This is a genomic window from Actinosynnema sp. NPDC004786 (genome assembly GCF_053601135.1).
On sequence record NZ_JBSGBG010000019.1, the window covers coordinates 20,878 to 44,297 of the forward strand.

The following is a 23,420-nucleotide window of genomic DNA, read 5'->3' on the forward strand; positions in this document are numbered from 1 at the left end:
CGTGCCCGATCTTGTCGCCCACAGCCGGGAAGGCTCAGTGTCCGTTTCCGAGTTCGGTTGGGCAGGGGTCTTCCGGTGCGCGACGGGAGAACTGCCGGCAGTTCGGACGGTGTCTATGCACCGTTGCAATCAAGTGGCGGCCGCTGCTGGCGGACTTCCCGCCCTGGCCCACGGTCTACAAGCGCTTCGCCGCCTGGGAGAAGGTCGGTGCGTCGGAGCGGTTGCTCGACCGCGTCCGCCTGGCGGAGGGGCGGGTGGCGGCACCGTCGGCGGCGGTCATGGCCTCCCAGTCGGTACGCGTCGCCGCGACCCTGGGTCAGGCCAAGCGGGGGTGGGACGGCGAGAAGAAGGTCGCCGGCCGCAAGCGGCACATCGTCGTGGACACCATCGGGCTGCTGGTGGCGGTGTTGGTGACCCCGGCCTCGGTTCAGGACCGGGTCGCCGTGCCAGCCTGCTACATCCGGTCAGGGGCGCTGCACAGTCACCAACGTCATGACCCGCAATACCCCCTAGTAGTGCGGAGATCGTCAGTCGTGGAGGCGATAGCTTCTGAACCAGTTCGTCTTCGACGCATCGGAGGGCCTGTGGGACGTCCTCGCGGAAGATCGAGTAGGCCGCGAGCGGTCCACAACAAGATGACGGGTGTCTTGCAAGGCCCGTTGATCCAGGCTGGGACGGTCCACGGGCCGATCACCGTCGTGAACCATCCGGGTCGGGATGCCCTGCTCGATGTGGCCGCACTCCTGGCGCGTGATGTCGCCGCGCGTTGGCGACGTGAGGAGGAGTTGCGGCGGGTTCATGATCCGTTCCCGTTGCCGGTTCGGTGGCACACTGCGGCCGAGGGATTATCGGATCACTGGAGCAACATCCGCCGCAGTCCGGCCGGCGGCGCGGACGGGGCGTTGCCACTGGATGGCCGCTTGGACCAGGTCGTCGAGGTCTTTCGGCGTGTACCGTCCGGACGTCTCGTCGTGCTCGGCCCGGCGGGATCCGGCAAGACCGTGCTGGCGGTGAGGTTCGTGCTCGACATGCTCGACGCGCGGACGGGTGCCGATCCGGTGCCGGTGGTCTTCGACCTCGGGTCGTGGGACCCTCAGGTACGGTCGTTGCGCGATTGGCTGGGTGGCCGGTTGATGCAGGACTACCCGGTGCTCGCCGAGCCCTCTCGTACCGGGCTGCCGTTCGCGTGGGCGCTCCTCGACTCAGGTCTGGTGCTGCCGGTTCTGGACGGTTTCGACGAGATGGCCCCGGGCTTGCGAGTACCGGCCGTCCTCGCGCTCAACCGTACGGTGGCGTGTTTCCTGATGACCAGTCGGTTACACGAGTACGCCGAGACCGTCGCGTCGACCGATGTCGTGACCGCCGCCGCGTGCGTGGAACTGGCCCCGCTCGGCCTCTCGGACGTGGCTGACTACCTTCCCCGCAGCACCCGTCCCGGCGTCGCGGCGAGCACGGTCTGGAATCCGGTGCTCCAGTACCTGTACGACTTGCCGTCCACGCCTTCCGCAGCCAATCTCACCGCAGTGCTGAGCACGCCCTTGACGCTCTCCCTGGCTCGGGCGATCTACAGCGACACCACCGACCACGACCCTCTGGAACTCCTCGACTCGACGCGGTACGCCAGTGTCCAGGCTCTGGAGGACCACCTGTTCGCGACGTTCGTCCCGGTCGCCTACGGTGATATTCCGCCGGGTGCGTCCGCACGCGATCCCGAGGTGTCCAGGCGGTATCTGTCCGTACTCGCATGGCACATGACCACGTGGGGCACGCGGGATTTGGAGTGGTGGCGACTCAGAGACGCGGTGTCAGGGCCAACCCGGGCGTTGTGGCTCGCGTTGATCGGCGGGCTCGAACCAGTGCTGGCCTGCCTTCTGCTGGCCCTTCCGATGCTCCCCTTCATCTTGAGCGACTCCTGGGGCGAGCCGACCATGGTGTACGTGTTGTTCGTGGTCCCGCTGGAGTTCATGTTCGGTAGAGGCGCGTGGTATGGCTACCTGGCCGGACGGTTCGGAACCGGCGGCGTCCCCTCACGTGTCCACTTCCGGATGTTCACCCTCGTGCGGACACGCCAGGTCGTCATGTTCGTGGTCAGTCTGATGTTGTGGTCGGCCATGCACCTGGCGTTCGGCGGGGATTTATGGGTGGTCGCTGTCGCTGTCGCCGTCGCTGTCGTGCTCCTGGTCGTGGTCGGTTCGATGCCGCTGTGGCGGACTCGGGTCGACCTTACGACCGTGGTCTCGCCCAGGACTCTTATGGATGCCGACCGGACGAACACGATACTCCAGGTAGTCCTCAACTCCTTGACGCGGGGACTTGGTTTCATCGCCGGGTTGCTCATCACTGTGAAGGGCCACAGCTTCGAGGTCGGGTCTGCGGTCTTGGCGATGACGATCATCATTGGCGACCGGGCGTTGTGGAGCGGATTCACCAGCACTGCCTGGGGCCAATGGGTATTGCTGACTCGCGTGTGGCTGCCACTGACCCGCCAGGCCCCTCGCAGGTTGGCGGACTTCTTGGAGGACGCCCATCGGCGAGGTGTCCTGAGGCGGAACGGCGCGGTCTACCAGTTCCGCCACGCACGGCTGCAACGCCATCTCGCCGACTTGCACCACCCTCGCCGGTTCCGCCGGGATCCGCCCATGCCCAACTGGTACCTCGTCAACCTGGTCCGCATTCGCCGCACAGGGCCACGCATTGGACTATAGGGGTCGTCCGGAAATCGAAACCTCGTACAGCGACGAGTCCGGCGAGTCCGGCGACAGCGGTCGGGAAAAGCTCCGCAGCCACCGTCGCAACGGTCGCGATCTGATCCAGAAGATGGCAGCCGACCACGACGCGGCGATGCGCCGAGCGCCAAAGGAGAATCATCGCTCGGCTCACGACGGGAAGGTGGGCGAGTCGATGCGCAGAGCGGTCGACCTGGTGGAGACGTGTTGCCGGCAGCGGACATTCGATGTGATCGATGGTGGAAACCTCTGCCGATCACGGTCCATTCCGAGGTGGTGACCGGACGCGAGAACGCGACGAACGGACGCAAGGGCCGAGTAAGAGCGCAATCTGCATCTGCCTGTAATTGGGGAGCTGAATTCTGCGGAACCTGCCCGATCCCGTCCGACGGCGCGCGGCGGTGAGGAGTTCCGCGGTTCGTGTTGGGAAGGCTCACCGGGCCTGCGGCCAAGGTGCTGTACCGGCGGTAAGTGTTCGCCGTCCACGCCGTCCGTTCCTGGTACGGCACGCCGATGGTGACGACCGTGGTCGTCGCCGGCCGTCGTCCATGGGAACGTCGGAGCGCTTTCCGCACGACGATGGCGAACTCGCGAGGAGTGCCCGGCCGTCGGGTCACCCGGGCTTGCCGTGGCCTCACGTCGTCGTTCTGCCCACGGCCGGGATTCCCGGCGGAGTCAAGCGCAGCGGGCCGACGTGTTGACCGTTATTGAACCGGGACTGTGCGGTCGCCTTCTCTCCGGCCCGCAACGCCGCAGGTCAAGAGCCTAAAAGAGGCAAGTGGACACTGCCGGAGCAATAACCGGCGCGCAACCTGACCGAACGTTGCGTCCGAATGGCGGATGTTCGATGTCTCGAGTCCTGGGCGACCATTGTCACGGTCGCAGGTCCCAATCGATCAAATGGGCCCGGGGGAGCGGCCCAATCCGCGTCGATCGAGTCGGACATGTCGTCGACCGACTCAACCTGAACCTGGGCAAGGTGGAGCCGGTGGTGCGTGATCGGGGTGCGCTCGTCGAGGAAATCTCATCGTGGCTTCGGCTGCCCGCAGAAGAACTGGATGCCAAGGTCGTCGGGCAGGACGTCATCCGGGTCGCGGACGAGGTCGAAGCGCTGAACGCGGCCGCCGCGGCCGGTGATCAGGGAGCGTTCCGCAGTCAACAGCTGCTGCTGGCGCGGATCTACGACTTGGTCATGAAGATCCCCGACGAGCCGACCGCGGAGGGCTCGCTGGTGATCAACGGCGTCCTCACCGCGCTGGAACGCGCGACCATCGCCGCAGAGGACGCCGCGGTCGACTGGGCGGTCGTCGACGCGGCGCCCACCGCGCCCGCGGAGTACCTGTCCTGGCTCAAGCGGAGCGCACGCGGGCACCGGGTGTTCAAGCACCCCTACTACATGGACTTCATCCGCCACCGCGCCACGGCGGAGCACCTGCGCAAGTACGTCATCCAGGAATCCGTGGTGGACGGGCGGTTCGACGACCTGCTCGCGCTGATGCAGGTCGGCACGGCGGGCCCGGCGAAGATGGAGATCGCCAACAACTTCTGGGACGAGATGGGCAACGGCAAGCCCGCCGAGGTCCACACGACCCTGTTCAACCAGCTCTACGAGGTCTTCGACATCAGCCCGCAGGAGCTGGAGGACTCGCTCACCGCGACCGCCCTGCTGTCGGGCAACCTCGCCGTCCTGCTGTGCCGCTACCGCCGGTTCTACCCGGAGGCGGTCGGTTTCCTGGGCATGACCGAGTGGCTGGTGCCCGACCGGTTCGTACAGGTCGTCGGGGCGTGGGAACGGCTCGGGCTGCCCGAGGTCGGCATCGTCTACCACCGCCTGCACATCACCGTCGACTCGCAGCACGCGGCGGGGTGGTTCCACAACATCGTGCTCCCGTCGGCCGACTCGGCCTACATGCGGCGCGGCATCGCGCGCGGCACCCTCTGGCGGCTGAACTCCTCGGCCCGCTACCTCGACGAGCGGTTGGCCGAGGTCTCCGAGCTGATCACCGCGGACGTCTGATCCCGACACATCGCCGCCCCCGGTGGACGGCCACCCCGTCGTCGAGCACGGAAGGACCTGACATGCCCTTGAACGACCAGCGGTTCGCGATCGTGGATCTGCCCGAGGTTTCCCAGGAAATCCTGGACAGCTACGACCGGTGCCCCGTAGACGAGTACATGGGCAACGGCACCCGGTTCAAGCGGTTCAGCCAGTACCGGCTCCACCACGACGAGGCGGCGGGCTGGCAGTTCGAGCTGTTGGAGCACCGCGACTACACCACGTTCACCAAATTCAACCCCGTCGCCGGCGGGATCAAGCGCAAGTACCTGCCGATCGAGGTCGACTTCACCCCGCTGATCCGCGCGGGCATGGAGGGCTTCGACCTCGACAAGAGCGAGGACTGGCAGATCAACGTGCACCAGAACCGCACCCGCGCCGAGGGCGACCGGGTCGGGCCGCTGACGCCCGAGGGCGTGCACCACGACGGCCACGAGTTCGTCATGATCGCCATCCTGCGGCGCAACAACGTCGGCGGCGGCAAGACCCGGCTGTGGCGCCCCGGCGCGGACGCCCCGTTCTGGGACGGCACGCTGGAGGCGGGCCAGGCCGTCCTGCTGGACGACCGGGCGCTGCAGCACGACGTCACCGACGTCACCTCCGCCGACGGCGGCCCCGGCCACCGGGACATCGTCATCGTGGCGTTCTCGCGGTGGAAGGAGAAGTGGTACGGCGACGACCACGACAAGGCGGCCCTGACCGCGGACGCGATGTAGCCGCCCGTGGCCGATTTCGTCAAGTACCAGGCGTTGGGCAACGACTACCTGCTCATCGACGCCGCCGAGACCGACCTGCCGGTCACGCCCGCCGCCGCGCGGCTGCTGTGCGACCGCCGGCTCGGCGTCGGGGCGGACGGGGTGCTGCGCCTGCCGCACGGGCCGGTCCACGCGGACCGGCCCATCGTGCTGCACACGCTGAACGCGGACGGCAGCCTGTGCGCCCGCAGCGCCAACGGTGTCCGCATGGTCGGCCTGCACTTGGCGCGGCGGCACACCGGTGTGGCCCGGTTCGTCGTGGCCACCCCCGCCGGCGAGTCCATCGTGGATGTGCGGGACGAGGCGGCGGGGCTGGTCGAGGTCGCGCTCGGCCCGGCGGTGGTCGAGGAGCCGGACGAGCTGACCGTGGCGGGCGAGCGGTTCGACATCAGCGTCGTGGACAACGGCAACCCGCACGCCGTGCTGTTCCTCGACCGGGTGGACGCCACGCTGGCCCACACCCTCGGCGAGGCCGTGGCCGGGCACGAGCGCTTCCCCGGCCGGACCAACGTCCAGTTCACGGCGGTGGCCGCGCCGGACGTGCTGCGGATCGAGGTCTACGAGCGCGGTGCCGGCTACACGCCCGCCTCCGGCGCGAGCGCCTGCGCCGCGGCGTCCGCCGCGCACACCCGCGGGCTGACCGGCGGCCGGGTGCGGGTGGAGATGGCGGGCGGCGTGGTCGAGGTCGTGATCGGCGACGACGGCACGGTGCGGCTGTGCGGCGAGGTCGAGCAGGTATGCGCGGGTGACGTGTCGCCGGCGCTGCGGCGCAGGTTGGAGGAGGTCGGGTGACCGCGGCACGGTACCCGATGCGGCAGTGGGCGTTCGAGGACACGCCCGGCCGCTACGAGATCGACCTGGGCAACAGCTACGTCCCGGTGCGCGACCTCGCCGACCTCGCCGTGCCCGCCGGCCTGGCCCTCGGCTACGGCTCGGACGTCGGGACGTCGCGGCTGCGCGAGGCCGTCGCGGCACGGTACGGCGAGGGCGCCGACCCGGACCGCGTGCTGGTCACCCACGGTGCCGCCGAGGCGCTGTACCTGCTGTTCACCACCCTGCTCCGACCGGGCGACCGGGTACTGACGTTCCTGCCGGGCTGGCTGCCGTCGGTGGACGTGCCCGTGCACCTCGGCTGCCGGGTGCAGACCGTGGCCCGCACCGACGACATGGCCGTCGACCTCGACGCGGTGCGCGCTGCGGCCGGGCCGGACCTGCGGCTGGTCTACCTGGACTCGCCGGGCAACCCGGGTGGGAGGCGGGCGACCGACGCGCAGGTCACCGCCCTGGCCGACCTGGTGGCGGCCACCGACGGCTACCTCGTGCTGGACGAGGAGTACCGGCTGGACCTGGCCGGCTCGCCCGCGGGCCGGCACCCGCGCGTGGTGTCGGTGTCCGGTCTGGCCAAGGTGTACGGGCTGCCCGGGCTGCGGATCGGGTGGCTGCACGGCCCGGCCGACGTGGTGGCCGGGTGCGCCCGGCACAAGCACTACACCTCCATCGCGAACTCCGTGCTGTGCGAGGAGCTGGCGGCCGGGGTGCTGGACCGGCACGAGGAGTTCGCCGCGGCCTACGACGCCGCCGTGGCACCGGGCCTGGAGGTGGTGGCCGAGTGGGCGGACCGGCACGCGGACCTGATCCGGGTGGTCCGGCCGGAGGGCACGCCGTTCGCCTGGGCGTCGCCGACCTCAGGCGAGCCGTCGCTCGCGCTGTGCCGGCGCGCCCTCGACGTCGGGGTGCTGCTGATGCCGGGCGAGACCCTGGGCAGCGACCGCGGCGTCCGCCTCGGCTTCGCCCGCGACCCGGCCACCGTCGCCGAGGGCCTGCGCCGGATCACTCCGCTGCTTCGGCCCTGACCGCGGCCGGGGCGGCTGCCTCGGCCGCGGGCTTCGGCTTGGGCGGCCGGGTCAGCACCACGCCGCTGATGATCAGCAGCGCGCCGAGGACGGTGTTCCAGTGCAGCGCCTCGCTGAGGAACAGCACGCCGATCAGCGCCGCCCACATCGGCGTCAGGAACGCCACCGTGGACGCCACGGTCGACCCGACCGCGCGGATCACCGTCAGGTTCCACATGTAGGCGATGCCGGTGCCGACCGCGCCGAGCACGAGCATCGCGGCCATCGGACCCCAACCCGGCCAGGTCGGCAGGCCCGGCGAGCCGGTGGAGAACGGTGCCACGACGGCCAGTTCCAGCGCGGCCAGGCCGATCTGGATCGCGGTCAGCGTCAGCGCAGGCGAGTCCACATCGGACAGGAACTTGCGGGTGTAGGTGTAGCCGAGCCCGTAGGAGGCGACCGCGAGCAGGCAGGCGACGCTGCCTGCGAGCATCGGCGCCTCCACGCCGTCCCACACGCCGAGCACCACCAGCGCGCCGGTGAACCCGGTGGCCAGGCCCGCCAGCCTGCGCGGGGTCGGCTTCTCCGACGGCAGCATGATCAGCACCCAGACCAGGGTCAACAGTGGGATCATCGCGTTCCACACGCCCGCTTGCAGCGAGCTGATGTGCTGCTCGCCGAGGGCGAACAGGGCGAAGGGCAGCGCGTTCAGCACCGTGCCCACGACCAGGGCGTGCCCCCAGACCTTCGCGCTGCGCGGCACGGCGAGCCGACGGCCGAGCACCAGCAGCCACAGCACGGCCGCACCGAAGGAGCACCGCCAGAACGCCACCCAGGCGGGCGCGATGCCCGCGTCCACGCCGATCTTGATCAGGGCGAACCCCGACCCCCAGATCAGCGAGCAGGCCAGGAAGTACGGCACCCACTTCGGGGTCTGCGCGCTCGGCTCGGTCGTCATCAACGTCCTCGTGGTCAGGTGGCCACCGTGGCGGCCGCTTCGGCGAACGCGGTCACGATCGGGTGTGGTGCGGTCGAGTCGGCGGACAGTTCGGGTTGGAACGCGGTCGCGAGGAAGAAGCGGTGCCCGGGCAGCTCTGCGACGCGGGCGACCCCGTCGTCGTCATGTCCGGTGAGCCGCAGCCCGCTCTCCTCCAACCGCGGCGCGTAGGACGGGTCCAGTTCGTGCCCGCTGTGGTGGCGCTCGGTGGTGGCGCCCGCGCCGAGCACCCGCTCGGCCAGCGACCCGGGCCGCAGCCGGATGCGGCGCTCGTGGCCCGCCAGCGGCTTGGCGGAGGGCACGATCAGGGGAACGCGGGCCTCCGGCGCGTTCTCCGCGTGGGCGGCGTCGGCCAGCCCGCACACGGACCGGGCGTACTCGAGGAGGGTGTGTGAGAAGCCACCACAGGTCGCCAGGAACGGCAGGTCGCCCTCCCGGGCCGTGCGCACGGCGGCCAGCGCGCCGTCCTCGCTCTCGTAAGGGCTGCCGGGTACCAGCCACACACCGTCGAAGGCGGCCAGGCCGGACACGTCGGTGGTCGGGGTCCAGTAGGCGTCGACGGCGATCCCGGTGCGCCGCCACAGCGCGTCGAACAAGGACGCGTAACGACCGTGCGCGCGTATGGCGGCGGAGCGCTCGCCCACCAGCGCCACCCGCGCGATCCGCTCCACGGGGCCATCATCGGCACGGGGGCGAGTGCAGGTCAACCGATCATTGGGCATGTCCGCATCAGCTACGCTTATCGACCGTGGACACCCGGCTGTTGCGCACGTTCTGCACGATCGCGAGGCTGCGGTCGTTCTCCGACGCGGCCCGGGAGCTGGGTTACACGCAGTCCGCGGTTTCACAGCAGGTCGTGACCCTGGAATCGGACCTGGGCACCGCACTGCTCGGCCGCCGCCCGGTCGTGCTCACGGAGGCGGGCGAGCGGCTGCTGGAGCACGCGACCCCGATCCTGATGCGCCTGGACGCCGCGCGTGCCGACGTGGCCCGCGTGGCCGCGCAGCCCACCTCGCGGCTGGGTGTCGGCATCGCGCCCGCGGCGTCCGCCGCGGCGCCCGCCGTGGCCCGGCACGCGCGCGCGGCGGGAGTGCGCGAGCTGACCCTGCGCGTGCTGCCGCCCGGCGCCGTCGTCGAGGCGGTCGCGGTCGGCGACCTCGACGTGGGCGTGGTCGCTGCGCTGGCCGTGCGCGCCGAGCCGCTGCGGCTGCCGGCCATCAGTTCGCTGCGCGCCACGCCTCTGGCGGAGTCGCCGGCGCTGGTGGCCGTGCCGCGGGATCACCCGATCGCGGGACGGGCCGGTGTGTCGCTGTTCGAGCTGGCCGACGCGCGGTGGATCGACGCGCCGGACGCCCTGGGCGGGCTGGACGAGCTGTGCGCCACCACCGGCCTGCCGCCGCTGCGCACGGCGGCCCGGTGCCTGGGCGCGGACCTCGACACCACCCGCCGCCTGCTGGCCGCCGGCGAGGGACTGGCGCTCCTGCCTGCCGAGGCGGTGCCGCCGGACCTGGTGGGGGTCCCGGTGACGGAGGTGGACCTCGTCTACCGGTCGGAAGTGCTGCACCGGCGCGAGGAGGACGGCGTCGTCGGCACGCTGGTGGCGGCGCTGACGGGCTGAGCGACCCGCGACCGCGGTCACTGCGGCGGCCTGGCGAGTGCGGTGGTTCGACGAGCAACTGGTCCGACGCCGGGCCGGGCCTGCGGTGCAACGGGGTTTGTCGGGGTTGGTGGCGAGACCGCCTCGGAACCCGACCGTTCCGGTCACCGGAGGCACCCACGTCGTCCGGGGGTTCCAGGCGCGTTGACGATCAGCGACCTTGCGACCTCGACAGTGCGGTGAGGGGGTCAAGGTGCCATCGCCACGGTCGGGACCGGGCGACCCGGCACCGCCTCAAGGGCACACGTGTCGGAACGCTGCGTCCGGCAGGTATCGCGCCCACTCATCCGGGGTCAGCGAGCGGCGGGCCGTGTCGCACAGTCGGACCGCGGTGTCGGCGGTGAACGACACGTCCCAGAAGCGAACCGCGTTGTCCTCTCCCGCGCTGGCCAGTAGTTTGCCGTCCGGGCTGAACGCCACCGCGCGAACCGGCTGCCGGTGCCCCACGTGAGGTGCGCTGATCTGCTTGCGTGCCTCCACGTCCCACAGCCGCACGGAGTTGTCCCCGCTGCCGCTGGCCAGTGTCCGGCCGTCCCGGTCGAACGCGAGTGAGTACACCGCGCCGGTGTGGCCGACCAGCGGCTCGCCGTCGGTGGTGTGGGTCGCGACGTCCCACAACCGGATCACGCCGTCGTCACCCGCGCTGGCCAACGTCGTGCCGTCCGGTGTGAACGCCAGTGCGCCGACGGGTCCGGTGTGTCCGGCCAGAGGCTCGCCGGTGGCCCGACGTCCGGCGACGTCCCACAACCGCACGACTCCGTCCCTGCCACCGGTGGCCAGTGTCGTCCCGTCCGGGCTGAACACCGATGCGAACACCGCGTCGCCGGCGTCGACCGTGCCGAGCAACTCACGACTCTCGACCCCCCAGAAGGAGATCACCGGCTTCACCTCGCGGGTGCCCCTGACCACCCCGCCGATCTGACCGGCCGTCACGAGCGTCGTGCCGTCCGGGCTGAACGCCACGGACCTGACCGCTTCCAGTCGATCGGCCAGCGGGTCACCCAGCGGCGTCCTTCCGGCCACGTCCCACAGCGTCGTCTCGTCGTCAGGGTCGTTCAGGCCGCCCGATACCAGCGTACGACCGTCGGGGCTGAACGCCACCGCGAGCACCGGGTCGCGGGAGCGGGTCGGCATGTCGGCGATCAGCCTGCGTTCGGCGACATCCCACAACGCGACGGTACGCGGCGGCCCCGGAGGCACGGGCCGTGCGGTTCCGGGCGGGTCGTAGAGCGTCAACATCGAACCCCCACCGCCGACGACCGTCACCCTGCCGTTGTCGATGCTGCACACACCCCAACCGTTGTGGCCGCACGCCTCGCTGCTGCCGGGGTGGCCCGCGGCTTCACCGTTGTCGCTGCCGGTGGCGAGCGTCGTGCCGTCCGGGCTGAACGCGAGCGCGAACACCTGCCCCGTGTGCTCCACTGCCGGGTGGGCGAGCTGGAGTCGTTCGGTGACGTCCCACAACCGCGCGGTGCCGTCCCGCGCGCCACTGGCCAACATCCGCCCGTCCGGGCTGAACGCAACCGAGGTGACGGCGCGGGTGTGGCCGGTCAAGGATTCCCCGAGCAACTGGCGCCCGCGGACGTCCCACAACCTGACGGTGCCGTCCTCGCTGCCGGCGGCCAAGGCCCTCCCGTCCGGGCTGAACGCCAGCGACGGGGGCAGTGTGACCCGGTCGGGGCGGGTGTGTCCGGTCAGCGCGGCACCGACGGGCCGGCGGGTGGCGGTGTCCCAGATCCGGATCGTCCCGTCGGTGCCCGCGGTGGCGAACGACGATCCGTCCTCGGTGAACGTGATCACTGGACCGATGAGGCTCGCGGTGTTCGAGGGGTGGGCGAGTAGCGGGTCGCCGACCTGGGCGTGGGTCGTGGTGTCCCAGAACCGGACCGCTCCGTCCGCGCCGATGGCGGCCAGAATCGACCCATTCGGGTGATAGGCAACGGACGGTGGCACGGGGTAGTACGACTTGCCTTGCTCGATCGGGGCGACCGCGATCCGGGCGACCTGTGCCCGGGTGCCGATGTTCCACAACACGATGGTGTCGTCGGGTGCGCCAACGGCCACCTCGGCGCCGTCCGGGCTGAACGCGGTCCTGACGGGGACGTCGATCCCCTTGTCCTCCGGCTTCGGGTACGGAGTACCGATCCGGTTCCGTGTCCCGATATCGAACAGGCGCACCGAATGGTCCCCGCCGGAGGTGGCCAAGGTCCGACCGTCAGGGCTGAATTCCACCGCCGACACGGCCGTGTCGTGCTCCGTGATCTCCCTGCCGACCTGCTGCCGTGTGGTGACATCCCACAACCGGACGTCCTTGCCGGCGGTGGCCAGCGTCCGACCGTCCGGGCTGAACGCCACCGCGTCCACGCCGCCTCCGGTGACGATCCTCCCGATCCCCGGCCGGGTCGCGGCGGACAACATCGCCGCCTTCGCCTCAGGGGTCTGCCTCACCCGCCACGCGGCCACAGCCAACAACCGGGCCAACTCGGGGTCGGTGTCGGCCATCAACTCACTCTTCGCCGCCGCCGCGCGTGACGCCGCCCGCTGTCCCTGCTCGATGGCATCCCGCTGCTGCAGGATGGTCCGCGCACCCAATCCCAGCACGGCCACGAGGAGCGCCGCCAACGCCACCGCGACTCCCCGACGAACCCGCGTGGCGAGGCGGTGCCGCCGCACGTCCTCGCTGTCCAGCTCCTCCCTCGCCGTGCCGTGCACGGGCGCGGCCAACGTGGCCAAGTCGAAGCGGAAACGACTGTGACGCACCGACAATTCCGCAGGGTCACGAGCCCAGCGAAGATCCACCCACAAGGGCTCCGCCGTGAACCACCCGCGCAACGTCTCCGGGAGTGCCGTCGTGCGCTCCCAATCGAAATCGCCGGCGACGTCGTCCCAGGCGATCTCACCACCGGTCAACACGATGAGGAACGTGTCCCGGTCCCGTTCATCCCGCCACAATCCGACCTCACGCCCCACCCAAGGCGACCGGGCGGCCTCCGGCGAGGCGAGCAGCACGAAGTACCGCGACGCCAGCAACGCATCGCCGATGGTCGTCCAGAGATCGGGGTTGGCGGCCAGGCTCTCCTGATCCCGGAAGACCCGCAACGCCCGGATCTGATTCCACCGGCGGGCCAACCGCTGCAACCCTCGCTGCAACGCAGGTGCCAACCGCCCGTCGGCGGCGTGGCTGTACGACAGGAAAACGTCATACCGCCACCGCGTCTCGACCACGGATCCGCTTCGTCCCGCCACCTTCGTCCCCCTCTGCCTGCACTGCACACGGTAGCGGATCGGTTACTTTGTGAAGTGGAAACCGGTTTACGCGCCTGAGATTTCACCGTGCACGTCGGCACCGGTTGGGCCGGCCGGGTGATCAGTGGCCACCGGGGGTCCCGATCGCCGACAACCACCCGGCCGGCGCGTCGGCGGCCGAGAGCCGCCGCTCGGGGTCGTAACCGAACATGTCGATGAACAGCGCCCCGCCGGGAAACCATCCGTCCCGCAGCGCCCGGTGGGCGGTGTGCAGCACCAGTTCGGTATTGCCGATGCCGGCCATTCCCGACACCGTCGCAGCCACCCAATCGGACTCGGCCGGGCTGGTCGGGCCGTAACGCCTGCCCCAGCGCTTCCAGCCGGTGGTCGCGGCCAGTGAACACCTTCGATGCGGCGGGAAGCCCGGTCAGCGCCGGGTGAACCTCAGCCGGCAGCACCACCTGATGTCGCGGCTCTGGATCACCGCACCGAAGAACACGCCGCCCGTGACCTGGTTCGAGACCCCTCCAACCCCGGTGGCGCCGGTCATTGGCCGGCTCCCCTCCTGCGCCTGCGGCCGGGGCAGCATCAACCCTGCACATCCAACCCCATGATCAGCGGTCCGTGGACCGTGCCGTTCTCGACCCGGTTCACGACATCGGCGGACTCACTCACAGCCGGGTTACCCGAGGCATCAGGCACGCCAACACCTGCCCCGCAGGGGCGGTCGAGGGTCAGGTCGGAACGGCATCGCGGGCGGTTGAGGGCTCGCCCGCGTCGGCGGCACCGGCCGACCACGGCGGGTGCGGACTTTCCGACCGACCCCGCGAGTGGAGCTTCGCCCCGGTCTCCATGCCCCGGTTCGACCGCCGCCGCGACCTGCTTCGCCGTTCACGTCTCCGCAGCCCCGGAGAGTGCGACGCCCGGGGAAAACCCTGCCAAGCGCCCGTCCTTGAACCCGTTTCCGCGGGACGCCCCGCCGGCGCCTCTACTTCGGGATGTACACGTAGAACTTGGCGTCCGGTCCGATCCGGTTCGCCCCGGCGGCGATCGAGTCGCTGGCCGCTCCCTGGCAGTTGGCGCCGCGGTGGATCCGCACACTCGTGTCCAGGCGGTTCCGCATGTACCGGTACAGCTTGTCGCTCTTGTTCTCCGGGATCTCGTAGCAGCCGGCGGGCGGGTCGGTGAGGGTTGTGACGTCGAAGAACCAGAAGCAGAAGTGTTGCTCCGGATTGCACGGGCCGCCCAAGCCCCATTCGAACGTCCCGTTGGCCGCGTGGGCGGCCGGGGAAACGAGGGAAGTGGCGAGGCACGCGACGCCGACGAGGGCCGCGACGCGGGCGAGTGCACGACGCATGAGTGGACTCCTTGAGGTGACGGGTACCGGCTTGCCCGACTTGCCGTTCGGTCGGACCGTCCGGACGGTGTTGTGGCAGTTCCCGGCCCGAACCTGTGGACCGCCATGTTCACCTGTTCCGGCGTCCCCCACCGGAAGCTCGGTCGGCTCTACCGTGGAACCCCACCGGCAGCGACCCGGTCGATCCCGATCGGGACGACGGTGCGGCCGTCTGTCGACGGGATGCCCAGCGGTGGACGACATCGCCGATGCCGACAGGCTCACCGGGGCGGAAGCCCGCTGCACGACGGTCCCGGGTGCGGCATGTGGATCAATTGTTCGAGGTGTGTCGGAGCCGTGCTAGACCGAAGCGGGGGCTGAACGTCCCGCCAGGGAGTGAACGAGTCGTGGCGCGAGGGACGGGTGCGCGCACGATCGTGCCGTGGGTCCGGTTCTCTCCCGAAAGCGGGTGGGGCGAAATGAAGACGCAGAAGGTGGCTGTCGTCACGGGTGCGTCCCAGGGGATCGGCGCGGCTCTCGTGCCGGCGTACCGCAAGCTCGGTTACGCGGTCGTGGCCGTGTCGCGGTCGATCGGCACGTCGGACGACCCCGAAGTGCTCGACGTGCGTGCCGACCTGGCGCGGCCGGGCGAGGGGGCGCGGGTCGTGGAGCGGGCGCTGGCCCGGTTCGGCAGGGTCGACACGCTGGTGAACAACGCGGGCGTCTTCATCGCCAAGCCGTTCACCGAGTACACCGACGCCGACTTCGACGTCGCCACGGGAACGAACCTGCGCGGCTTCTTCGAGACCTCCCGCGCCGCGGTGGCGGCGATGGTCGCGCAGGGCGACGGCGGCCACGTCGTCACCGTGTCGACCACGCTGGTCGACCACGCGCTGTCCACCGTGCCGTCCGCGCTCGCCTCGCTGACCAAGGGCGGCCTCAATGCCGTGACCAGGTCGCTCGCGATCGAGTACGCCTCCAGGGGCATCCGCGTGAACGCCCTCGGGCTCGGCATCATCCGCACCCCGATGCACCCGCCGGGGACGCACGAGGCGTTCGCCGCGCTGCACCCGGTCGGCCGCATGGGCGAGGTCGACGAGGTCGTCGACGCCGTCACCTACCTCGAACGGGCCGGATTCGTCACGGGCGAGATCCTGCACGTCGACGGCGGGCAGAGCGCGGGGCACTGACACGGGCGCGGAAGGGCGGTGCGCGGCGCAGGGCGTGCCCCACCCGTGCGGCGTTCACCCGATAGCGGGTGAATCGGCGGACGCCGGGCCTGGTGAGTGATCGGGCACCCACTTCCCGTCGGGTCGGCAGCGGCCGGGATGTGGGGCCGGGGGGACGTGCGTCGCTGTCGGGCGCCGGGTCGACATCCCGCCTATCCTCGGCGCGTTCCCGGACCGTCTCGCGTCGTGCCGGTCCTGATGATCTCGGCGGCACTCGATCGGCGAAGGGGTCACACCGATGACCGTTTCCTTCCTCCTCACCCCGGAGCAGGAACAGCTCAAGGCGACGGCCCGCGGCTTCGCGAGGGAACGACTGCGGGACCTGGCGTCGGCGACGCGCGCGGAACCCGATCCCAGGGCGCGGGCGCAGCTGGTGCGGCCGGTGTTCGAGGACGCGGTCGCGGCGGGCTTCCTCAAGGGACTGATCCCGGTGCCGTTCGGCGGCAGTGCCTCCAACGGCGTCGACGCCGCCCTCTTCCTCGAAGAGTGGGCGGTCGAGATGCCGGACTTCGTCATCTCCCTGGCCGGGCCGCTCATCGCACTGGCACCCGTCTACCAGGTGGGCACCCCGGACCAGGTCGAGCGCTTCGTGCACCCCTTCCTGGCCGACTCGGGCGCGCCGCTGGCGGCCATGGCCTTCAGCGAGCCCGAAGGCAGCGCGAACTTCGACGCCGAGGGCCCCGGCCAGGGGGTGCGCACCACCGCGGTCGCCGATGGTGACGAGTGGGTGGTCAACGGCCGCAAAGCCTGGGCGTCCCACCTCTGCGGCTGGGACGGCGACGGCCCGGACGTCATGACGATCGTCTGCCGGACCCCCGGCGGCATCTCCCTCCTGGTCGCCGAACGCGAACACCTGGCCGGCCACATCGAGGTCGAGGAGTACTACGACCTCCCCGGCCTGAAAGGCTGCCTCACCACCCGCGTCCGGCTCGTCGACGTGCGCGTCCCGCGCGGCAACCTCCTCGGCGCGGAAGGCCAGGGCGCGTCCCTGACCCGTGACGCGTTCTTCGCCAGCGGCGCGTCGATCGGCGTCTTCGCCACCGCGGCGATGCGGCAGGCGTTCGACATCGCCTACCGCTTCGCGCTCACCGAGAAGCGCGGCGGGCCGGTGCCGATCATCGAGTACCAGGCCGTGTCCGACGTCCTCGCCGACGCCAAGGGCCGGATCGAAGCCGTCCGGCTGCTCGCCTGGCGCGCGCTCGACGCCGTGGTGTCCCTGCACCCCAGCGGACCCGAACTCGCCCTGCACAGCAAGATCTTCGGCTCCGAGACCGGGGTCCAGGTCGTCAACGACCTCGTCAAGATCATCGGCGTCACCGCCTACGACGGTCACCACCCCGTCATCCGCCACCTGATGGACGCCTTGTCCTACCCGATCATCGAGGGGAGCAACGTCGGCGTGCGCCGCAGGCAACTGCAGGCACTGTTCCGCGCCCCGGGCTACGACCCGCTCGCCGCGTCGGGCATGGCGTGAAGGCGCCCGGCTCGACGTCCACTCAGGACAGCACGGGGGACGCGTTGGTCAGGACTCGGTGCCCGACTGGGCACTTCGTGTGCCGCGCGGCGGCGAGTGTGGTGCGGGCCGACGGTGAGTGGGCGTCGAACCGAATCCACTGGGGAGTGAGGCACGTCCGGCCGTGAAACGCGTCTCCACCGAAGGCGACAACCACGCTCGGTGTGCGAAAGTGGAGATCATGGCCGTCACCGCTCGCTCGCCGCTGCTGTCCTGGACGACGATCGCGCCGTTGCTCGGCATCGTGGTGCTCGCCGCGACCTGGGGGCGGGAGCCCGGCGACCTCGTGGTCGCGCTCGTCGCCGTGGTCCTCGCCTCCACGGTGCTCGCCGCGGTGCACCACGCGGAGGTCGTGGCGCTGCGCGTGGGGGAGCCGTTCGGCTCGCTGGTGCTCGCGGTCGCGGTGACCGTGATCGAGGTGGCGCTCATCGTCACGCTGATGGTGTCCGGCGGGCCCGAGGCCGCGTCGCTGGCCCGTGACACGGTGTTCGCGGCGGTCATGATCACGACCAACGGCATCGTCGGGATCTCGCTGCTGCTCGGCGCTCTGCGCTACGGCGTGACGCTGTTCAACCCCGAGGGCAGCGGCGCCGCGCTCGCCACCGTGGCCACGCTCGCGACGCTGAGCCTCGTGCTGCCGACGTTCACCATGAGCCAGCCGGGGCCGGAGTTCTCACCCCCGCAGCTCGCGTTCGCCGCGCTCGCGTCGCTCGCCCTGTACGGGCTGTTCGTGTTCACCCAGACCATCCGGCACCGCGACTTCTTCCTCCCGGTCACCGACGACGGCGTGGTCGAGTCCGAAGCGCACGCCCCGGTGCCGAGCGGTCGCGCGGCGCTGGGGAGCCTCGCGCTGCTCCTCGTCGCGCTGGTGGCCGTGGTGGGCCTCGCGAAGGTCGAGTCGCCGGCGATCGAGGCGGGCGTGCGGGCCGCAGGGTTCCCGCCGTCGTTCGTCGGCGTCGTGATCGCGCTGCTGGTGCTGCTGCCGGAGACCATCGCCGCCGCGCGGGCCGCGCTGCGGGAACGCGTCCAGACCAGCCTCAACCTCGGCTACGGCTCCGCGATGGCGAGCATCGGCCTCACCATCCCCACGATCGCGCTCGCCACCATCTGGCTGGACGGCCCGCTGGTGCTCGGCCTGGGGTCGACGCAGACGGTGCTGCTGGTGCTCACCGTCGTGGTGAGCGTGCTGACCGTCGTGCCCGGACGTGCCACCCGGCTGCAGGGCGGCGTGCACCTGGTGCTCCTGGCCGCGTTCCTGTTCCTCGCGGTCAACCCGTGAGGTTGGGCCGGGGAGACCGGTAGGAGCAGCGGCCGGCGGTGGCCCCTCGAAACGGGGTCACACGACGCCGAGCGAGATCCCCGCCGGCGCCGAGGGCACGGGGCACCACCCCGCCCTCCGCGCCGCGAGCCGCCCGCCGAACCCCGGCACCACTCCGCCCAGCAGCACATCCACCGCGACGAGCGGCTGCGCGCGCCGACCGCCGCACCCCCGCGTCCGGCCGCCCGCGAGCGCTCTACTCAGGCGCTGTGTCGGCTCCGATTTTTGCGCAGAACTGTCACTCATTCGCCCGTTCGGGCCACCCATCTGCTTCGTCCGTTCTGCTTGACGCTCGTCGCGGCGGTACCGAGGATGTATTCCGACACAGTTGTCGATCGGCCCGTCGGCCGCTGTGCGAAGAATCCTCCACGGGGTCGATCGGAAATGTTCGACTGTGTTCCCGGGGAGGTGCCGGGTCCAGCTCGTCCTGCGCGTTCACGAATCATCCCGGGGTGACGCGCGCTCGGGCATCGGATATCCGGTTCGCGGTCGTGTCCGCACATCCTGTCGCGCCGCGCAGGAGGTCGGGGCTGTTGCGGACCTTGGGAAAAGGTAGATCCACGAAATGAACGCCGTACTCTCGCACGAATTACGCCGCAGATCCGGTTGGCGACGCGGAGTGGCCTTGGCCGCCAGTGCGTCCCTGGTGTCGGTGGGCCTGCTCGTGGCGGGCGCGCTGCCCGCCTCGGCAGCGGTCACCCACCCGTTCGCGTACGTGGCTAACAGCGGCAGCAACACGGTGACGGCGTACGACACCGTGACCAATTCCGTGGTCGGGTCGATCGTGGTCGGATCGTCCCCCCTCGAGCTCGCCGCCTCACCGGACGGCGCACGCGTCTACGTGTCCAGGTACACGGGCGGGGTGGTGGTGATCGACACCGCCACCGCCTCGGTCGTGTCGACGATCACGGTGGGGTCGACCCCCTACGGGCTCGCGGTCACGCCCGACGGCAGCCTGCTCCTGGCCGCGAACAACGGTTCCGCCTCGGTGTCGGTGGTCGACACGGCCACCGACACCGTGACCGCCACCGTCGCGGTCGGCACCGGACCCACCTCGATCGCCATCACCTCCGACGGCGCCACGGCCTACGTGACCAACGACAGTTCCGGCACCGTCTCCGTGCTCGACATCGCCACGGCCACGGTCACCGCCACGATCAACGTCGGGCTGTTCCAACCCCAGGACGTGGTCCTCACGCCCGACGACTCCACCGCCTACGTCACCCGGTACGGCAACGGCACCGTGGCCGTGATCGACACCGCGACCAACACCGTGACCGGCTCCATCGCGGTCGGCTCCATCCCCGGTGGCGCGGCCATCACCCCCGACGGCAGCCGCGTCTACGTCGCCAACATCGGTTCCGGCTCGGTCTCGGTGATCGACACCAGCACGAACACCGTGACCGCCACCGTCGCGGTCGGGACCAGCCCGAGCAGGCTGACCGTCACCCAGGACGGCGCGTCGGTGTTCGCCCCCAACAACGGCTCCTCGTCCACGTCGGAGATCGACACCGCCACCAACACCGTGACCACGACCTTCGCGGTCGGGTCCGGCCCCTTCGGCGTGGTCACCACCGACGTGGTCCAGCCGGAGGTCACCGCGGTCAGCCCGGCCTCGGGGCCGCCCTCCGGCGGCACGTCCGTCACGATCACCGGCAGCGGCCTGGCCGCGGCCACCGGGGTCGCGTTCGGCGCGACGCCGGCGACCTCGTTCACCGTCGTCAACGACACCACCATCACCGCGACCGCCCCGGCCCACGCCGGCGGCACGGTCGACGTCACCGTCACCACCCCGACCGGCACCAGCGCCACCAGCGCCGCCGACCGGTACACCTACGTCCTGGCGGCGGACCTGTCGGTCTCCGTGGCCGACTCGGCCGACCCGGTGTCCCTGGGCGGTGACCCGTACAGCTACACGGTGACCGCCGCGAACGCCGGACCCTCGGCCGCGACCGGGGTGTCGGTCTCCACCACCCTGTCCGGCTCGGCGGTGACGATCGACTCCGCCACGTCCTCCCAGGGCTCGTGCACGATCAGCGCCCCCACCGTGACCTGCTCCCTGGGCGCGGTCGCGGCCTCCGGCTCCGCCACGGTGACCATCACGCTCACCCCGTCCGCGACCGGGACGGTCACCGCCACCTCCACGGTGTCCGCCACCGAATCCGACCCCGCGCCGGGCAACAACACCGACGCCGAGCCCACCACCGTCGACAACGCGCTGGGCTGCACGATCACCGGCACCAGCGGCAACGACACGCTCACCGGCACCACCGGTGACGACGTGATCTGCGGCCTCGGCGGCAACGACACCATCAACGGCGGCAACGGCACGGACACCGTCTACGCCGGCGCGGGCGACGACGTGATCAGCGGCGGCAACGGCCCCGACACCCTGTACGGCCAGGCCGGCGACGACTCCACCTACGGCGAGACCCTGCTCACCGCGCTGCTGCACCTGTTCGACAACGGCAACGACACCATCTACGGCGGTCCCGGCAACGACGACCTCCACGGCCAGAACGGCAACGACACCCTCTACGACCACGACGGCACCGACACCATGAGCGGCGACCTCGGCAACGACACCATCAACGTCCAGGACGGCGTCGGCGGCGACACCGCGAACGGCGGCCTCGGCTTCAACAGCTGCACCGCCGACGCGGGCGACACCACCATCCTCTGCTGACGCAGGACGGACGATCGGGTCGACGTGGGCCGGGAGGCTGCGATCACCTCCCGGCCCACGGTCCGTTGTCCCGCGCCCTGCGCCCCGCGCCCCGCGCCGTGCGCCCCGCGCCGTGCGGCGTGCGGCGTGCGGCGTGCGGCGAGCATGCCGTGACCGGGCCGTCGTCCCGGTTGTCGCGGTGGCGAAGAACCGGGGATCCGGCGGCCGCAGTGTTCGGTCCGGTCTGGAAGAGATCGTCCTCCGCGTGCGCGCACCGGCACGTTCCCCCACGATCCCTGGTCAGCGCTCGCCGCTGCCCTCCGGCTCGCCGTCGATGGGCGTCGTGCCCGACCCGGACGGCAGCTGCACGTGGACGTGGCCCCTGCCGGCCTCGATGTTGATCACGTCCAGTTGCAGCGCGGCGACCGACCACGTCCGCAACGCCGTCGTGCGCTGCGCCGAGGCCAACCCGACCAGCCGACCCCGCAACGGGTCCGACGCGGCCAGCGCCGACTCGAACGCCCCGACCGCCAACGCCAGTTGCTCCACCGCCGCCCGCATGGACGTCCGGGCCACGTTGACCCCGTTGCCGGCCGACGGCGTCTCCTCGTACCGCCGCACCTCCGCCGAGACCGCCTCACGCCACCCCGCCAGCTCCTCGGCGGTCGGCACGACGCCCGCCGCGCCGTCGAGCGGCGCGGCCCGGTTCATGCCCGTCAACACCGGGGTCAAGCGGTCGCGGGTGCCGCGAGCCAACTCGGTGAGCACGCCGACCTGCTCGACGTCACGCGCTTCCTCGGCCTGTTCGTACTCGGCGATCCTGCGCTCGGTCGCGTCGGGTCCGCTCGTCCACGAGCCCAACGCGAACGCCATCGCGAGCCCGAGCACGAACGCCACCGCCACGCCGGTGACGGGCTTCCACCCTCGTGGTCCCGCGGACGCCTCGGAGGTCTTGCGCACCGACTTCCCCCGCGGGGGAACGGTCTTCACCACCACATCCTCCTCTGACCGGCGGGCGCACACCTCCGAGGCTGCCCGGACGCGGGCGACGAGGCGAGGGCTGCGGCCGGCGGGAACAGGACACGGCGAGCGCTTGACGCGGCCCGACGTCACTCGGGACCTCCGCCGGGGCGCGGGCCGGAGGTCGGGGCCGTCCCTCTTCGACCGGGCGTCCCCGTGCTCGGACTCGGCCCGGGCTCACCGTCCGCACGGAGCGGCCGACCCGGTCGGAACCCGCCTCGACGGGCCGCTCCGGGCTCCCGCACAATGGCGCGTCCCCACGAACCCCCGAGAGGGCAAGCCATGAGCTTCTCCGGCCACGCGCGCCGCGCCGGCGACCCGACCGTGCCGCTGCCGCACCGCGTGTCGTCGTTCCGCTCGTGCGTGCGGGCGTTCCCGGCCGCGCCCTACGAGGACACGATGCGGTACCTGGAGCTGGTGGCGGGACCGTTCCAGCGGGACGCGCGGGCGTTGGACGCGGCCCTGGGGCTGCTGCTCCTGCTGCGGGCGCGGTGGAAGGCCCAGGTCGCGACGTACGCGGCGGTGCGGCGCATCGAGAAGCGGCGGGGGATCCGGCGACCGCGCCACCCGTCGGCCTTCGGCCCCGTGTCCGAGATGCCGTTGGCCGACCTGCACACGCCGCGCGGTGCGGAACGGTTCCTCCGCGGCGGCGGTCCCCTCCCCGGCGGTGAGGTGCCGCGGTTCGACGGCTCGTCGTTCGAGCTGTCGACCACCGCCGCGCACGACCCGCGGCCGAGCACCGTGCTCGGCCGCGGGTCGTCCCGCCCGTTCGGCGCGCGCGGGAGCCGGTGGAGCGGGACGTTCGACGGCTCGTCGTTCCACCTGGGAGCCGACCACCACACGGACACGCCGGGGTGACGGGTCGGCCGGGTTCAGTTGGCGATCAGGTCGTGACGGGTCAGGGCACGCGGTCGGCGGGCGGCGCGGTGGCGCGCCTGGGCGCAACCGATGATCAGCAACCCCGCCAGCAACGGCAGGACCATGCCCCCCTCGACCGCCAGCGCGCACGTGAGTGCGATCCACAGCAGCAGTCTCATGTCGGAAAGGCTAGGGAGACGCGGGTCACATCC

General features: G+C 71.2%; 18 protein-coding genes and 1 pseudogene. 12 read left to right on the top strand and 7 right to left on the bottom strand.

The annotated features are described in order from the left end of the window. Window positions 1-278 precede the first annotated feature (278 nt). The 6 genes and pseudogenes from ACWEFJ_RS18835 to ACWEFJ_RS18860 form a co-directional block, all read left to right on the top strand. Window positions 279-440 (top strand): annotated as a pseudogene (locus ACWEFJ_RS18835) (transposase); the annotation flags it as partial. Window positions 441-635: 195 nt separating this feature from the next. Further along, on the top strand, window positions 636-2,705 hold the full coding sequence (locus ACWEFJ_RS18840; RefSeq protein WP_449714569.1) for an NACHT domain-containing protein: 2,070 nt from the start codon (window positions 636-638) through the stop codon (window positions 2,703-2,705). A 1,012-nt stretch (window positions 2,706-3,717) separates the two neighbouring features. Beyond that, window positions 3,718-4,743 carry an iron-containing redox enzyme family protein gene (locus ACWEFJ_RS18845; RefSeq protein ID WP_449714491.1) on the top strand — a complete coding sequence of 342 codons (1,026 nt, stop codon included), beginning with the start codon at window positions 3,718-3,720 and terminating at the stop codon, window positions 4,741-4,743. 62 nt (window positions 4,744-4,805) lie between these two features. Next, window positions 4,806-5,498, top strand: a complete 693-nt coding sequence (locus tag ACWEFJ_RS18850) for a 2OG-Fe dioxygenase family protein (RefSeq protein ID WP_378089110.1) — start codon at window positions 4,806-4,808, stop codon at window positions 5,496-5,498. Window positions 5,499-5,504: 6 nt separating this feature from the next. Beyond that, window positions 5,505-6,329, top strand: coding sequence for a diaminopimelate epimerase (gene dapF, locus ACWEFJ_RS18855; RefSeq protein WP_449714492.1), 825 nt, complete (start codon window positions 5,505-5,507; stop codon window positions 6,327-6,329). Continuing rightward, window positions 6,326-7,390 carry a pyridoxal phosphate-dependent aminotransferase gene (locus ACWEFJ_RS18860; RefSeq protein WP_449714493.1) on the top strand — a complete coding sequence of 355 codons (1,065 nt, stop codon included), beginning with the start codon at window positions 6,326-6,328 and terminating at the stop codon, window positions 7,388-7,390. Before dapF ends, ACWEFJ_RS18860 begins: the two co-directional genes overlap by 4 nt. On the opposite strand, the gene ACWEFJ_RS18865 is transcribed toward ACWEFJ_RS18860, so the two are convergent. Next, window positions 7,368-8,327: a DMT family transporter gene (locus ACWEFJ_RS18865; protein ID WP_378089104.1), complete on the bottom strand. Its 960-nt coding sequence runs from the start codon at window positions 8,325-8,327 to the stop codon at window positions 7,368-7,370. The two genes, ACWEFJ_RS18860 and ACWEFJ_RS18865, sit on opposite strands and share 23 nt — an antisense overlap. A gap of 14 nt (window positions 8,328-8,341) precedes the next feature. Further along, the gene (locus ACWEFJ_RS18870; protein WP_449714494.1) at window positions 8,342-9,037 is read right to left on the bottom strand and encodes a glutamine amidotransferase-related protein; all 696 of its coding nucleotides are present in this window, start codon (window positions 9,035-9,037) and stop codon (window positions 8,342-8,344) included. A 77-nt stretch (window positions 9,038-9,114) separates the two neighbouring features. On the opposite strand from ACWEFJ_RS18870, the gene ACWEFJ_RS18875 reads away from it, so the two are divergent. After that, entirely contained in the window at window positions 9,115-9,984 is an 870-nt protein-coding gene (locus ACWEFJ_RS18875) for a LysR family transcriptional regulator (protein WP_378089101.1), read from the top strand. A 273-nt stretch (window positions 9,985-10,257) separates the two neighbouring features. On the opposite strand, the gene ACWEFJ_RS18880 is transcribed toward ACWEFJ_RS18875, so the two are convergent. From ACWEFJ_RS18880 to ACWEFJ_RS18890, 3 genes are all read right to left on the bottom strand, one after another. Continuing rightward, window positions 10,258-13,248, bottom strand: a complete 2,991-nt coding sequence (locus ACWEFJ_RS18880) for a TIR domain-containing protein (protein ID WP_449714495.1) — start codon at window positions 13,246-13,248, stop codon at window positions 10,258-10,260. 142 nt (window positions 13,249-13,390) lie between these two features. Beyond that, complete coding sequence (locus ACWEFJ_RS18885) at window positions 13,391-13,573, bottom strand: hypothetical protein (protein ID WP_449714496.1); 183 nt, start codon at window positions 13,571-13,573, stop codon at window positions 13,391-13,393. 684 nt (window positions 13,574-14,257) lie between these two features. Further along, the gene (locus ACWEFJ_RS18890) at window positions 14,258-14,626 is read right to left on the bottom strand and encodes a hypothetical protein (RefSeq protein ID WP_449714497.1); all 369 of its coding nucleotides are present in this window, start codon (window positions 14,624-14,626) and stop codon (window positions 14,258-14,260) included. A 458-nt stretch (window positions 14,627-15,084) separates the two neighbouring features. Here ACWEFJ_RS18890 and ACWEFJ_RS18895 point away from each other — a divergent pair, with 458 nt between their 5' ends. The 4 genes from ACWEFJ_RS18895 (at window position 15,085) to ACWEFJ_RS18910 (ending at window position 21,351) form a co-directional block, all read left to right on the top strand. Beyond that, window positions 15,085-15,795 (top strand): SDR family NAD(P)-dependent oxidoreductase, encoded by a 711-nt coding sequence (locus ACWEFJ_RS18895; RefSeq protein ID WP_449714498.1) that lies wholly within the window; start codon window positions 15,085-15,087, stop codon window positions 15,793-15,795. 277 nt (window positions 15,796-16,072) lie between these two features. Then, a complete protein-coding gene (locus ACWEFJ_RS18900) occupies window positions 16,073-17,308 on the top strand; it encodes an acyl-CoA dehydrogenase family protein (RefSeq protein ID WP_449714499.1) in 1,236 nt (411 codons plus the stop codon). 220 nt (window positions 17,309-17,528) lie between these two features. Then, a complete protein-coding gene (locus tag ACWEFJ_RS18905) occupies window positions 17,529-18,626 on the top strand; it encodes a calcium:proton antiporter (RefSeq protein WP_449714500.1) in 1,098 nt (365 codons plus the stop codon). A 664-nt stretch (window positions 18,627-19,290) separates the two neighbouring features. Then, complete coding sequence (locus ACWEFJ_RS18910; protein ID WP_449714501.1) at window positions 19,291-21,351, top strand: YVTN family beta-propeller repeat protein; 2,061 nt, start codon at window positions 19,291-19,293, stop codon at window positions 21,349-21,351. Between the two features lie 279 nt (window positions 21,352-21,630). Here the strand turns inward: ACWEFJ_RS18910 and ACWEFJ_RS18915 are convergent, their stop codons facing one another. Next, window positions 21,631-22,320, bottom strand: coding sequence for a hypothetical protein (locus ACWEFJ_RS18915; RefSeq protein WP_449714502.1), 690 nt, complete (start codon window positions 22,318-22,320; stop codon window positions 21,631-21,633). A 312-nt stretch (window positions 22,321-22,632) separates the two neighbouring features. Here ACWEFJ_RS18915 and ACWEFJ_RS18920 point away from each other — a divergent pair, with 312 nt between their 5' ends. Continuing rightward, window positions 22,633-23,208, top strand: coding sequence for a hypothetical protein (locus tag ACWEFJ_RS18920; protein WP_449714503.1), 576 nt, complete (start codon window positions 22,633-22,635; stop codon window positions 23,206-23,208). A 14-nt stretch (window positions 23,209-23,222) separates the two neighbouring features. Here ACWEFJ_RS18920 and ACWEFJ_RS18925 read toward each other — a convergent pair whose 3' ends face one another. Further along, window positions 23,223-23,387, bottom strand: coding sequence for a hypothetical protein (locus ACWEFJ_RS18925; protein WP_378089084.1), 165 nt, complete (start codon window positions 23,385-23,387; stop codon window positions 23,223-23,225). Between the last annotated feature and the right edge of the window lie 33 nt (window positions 23,388-23,420).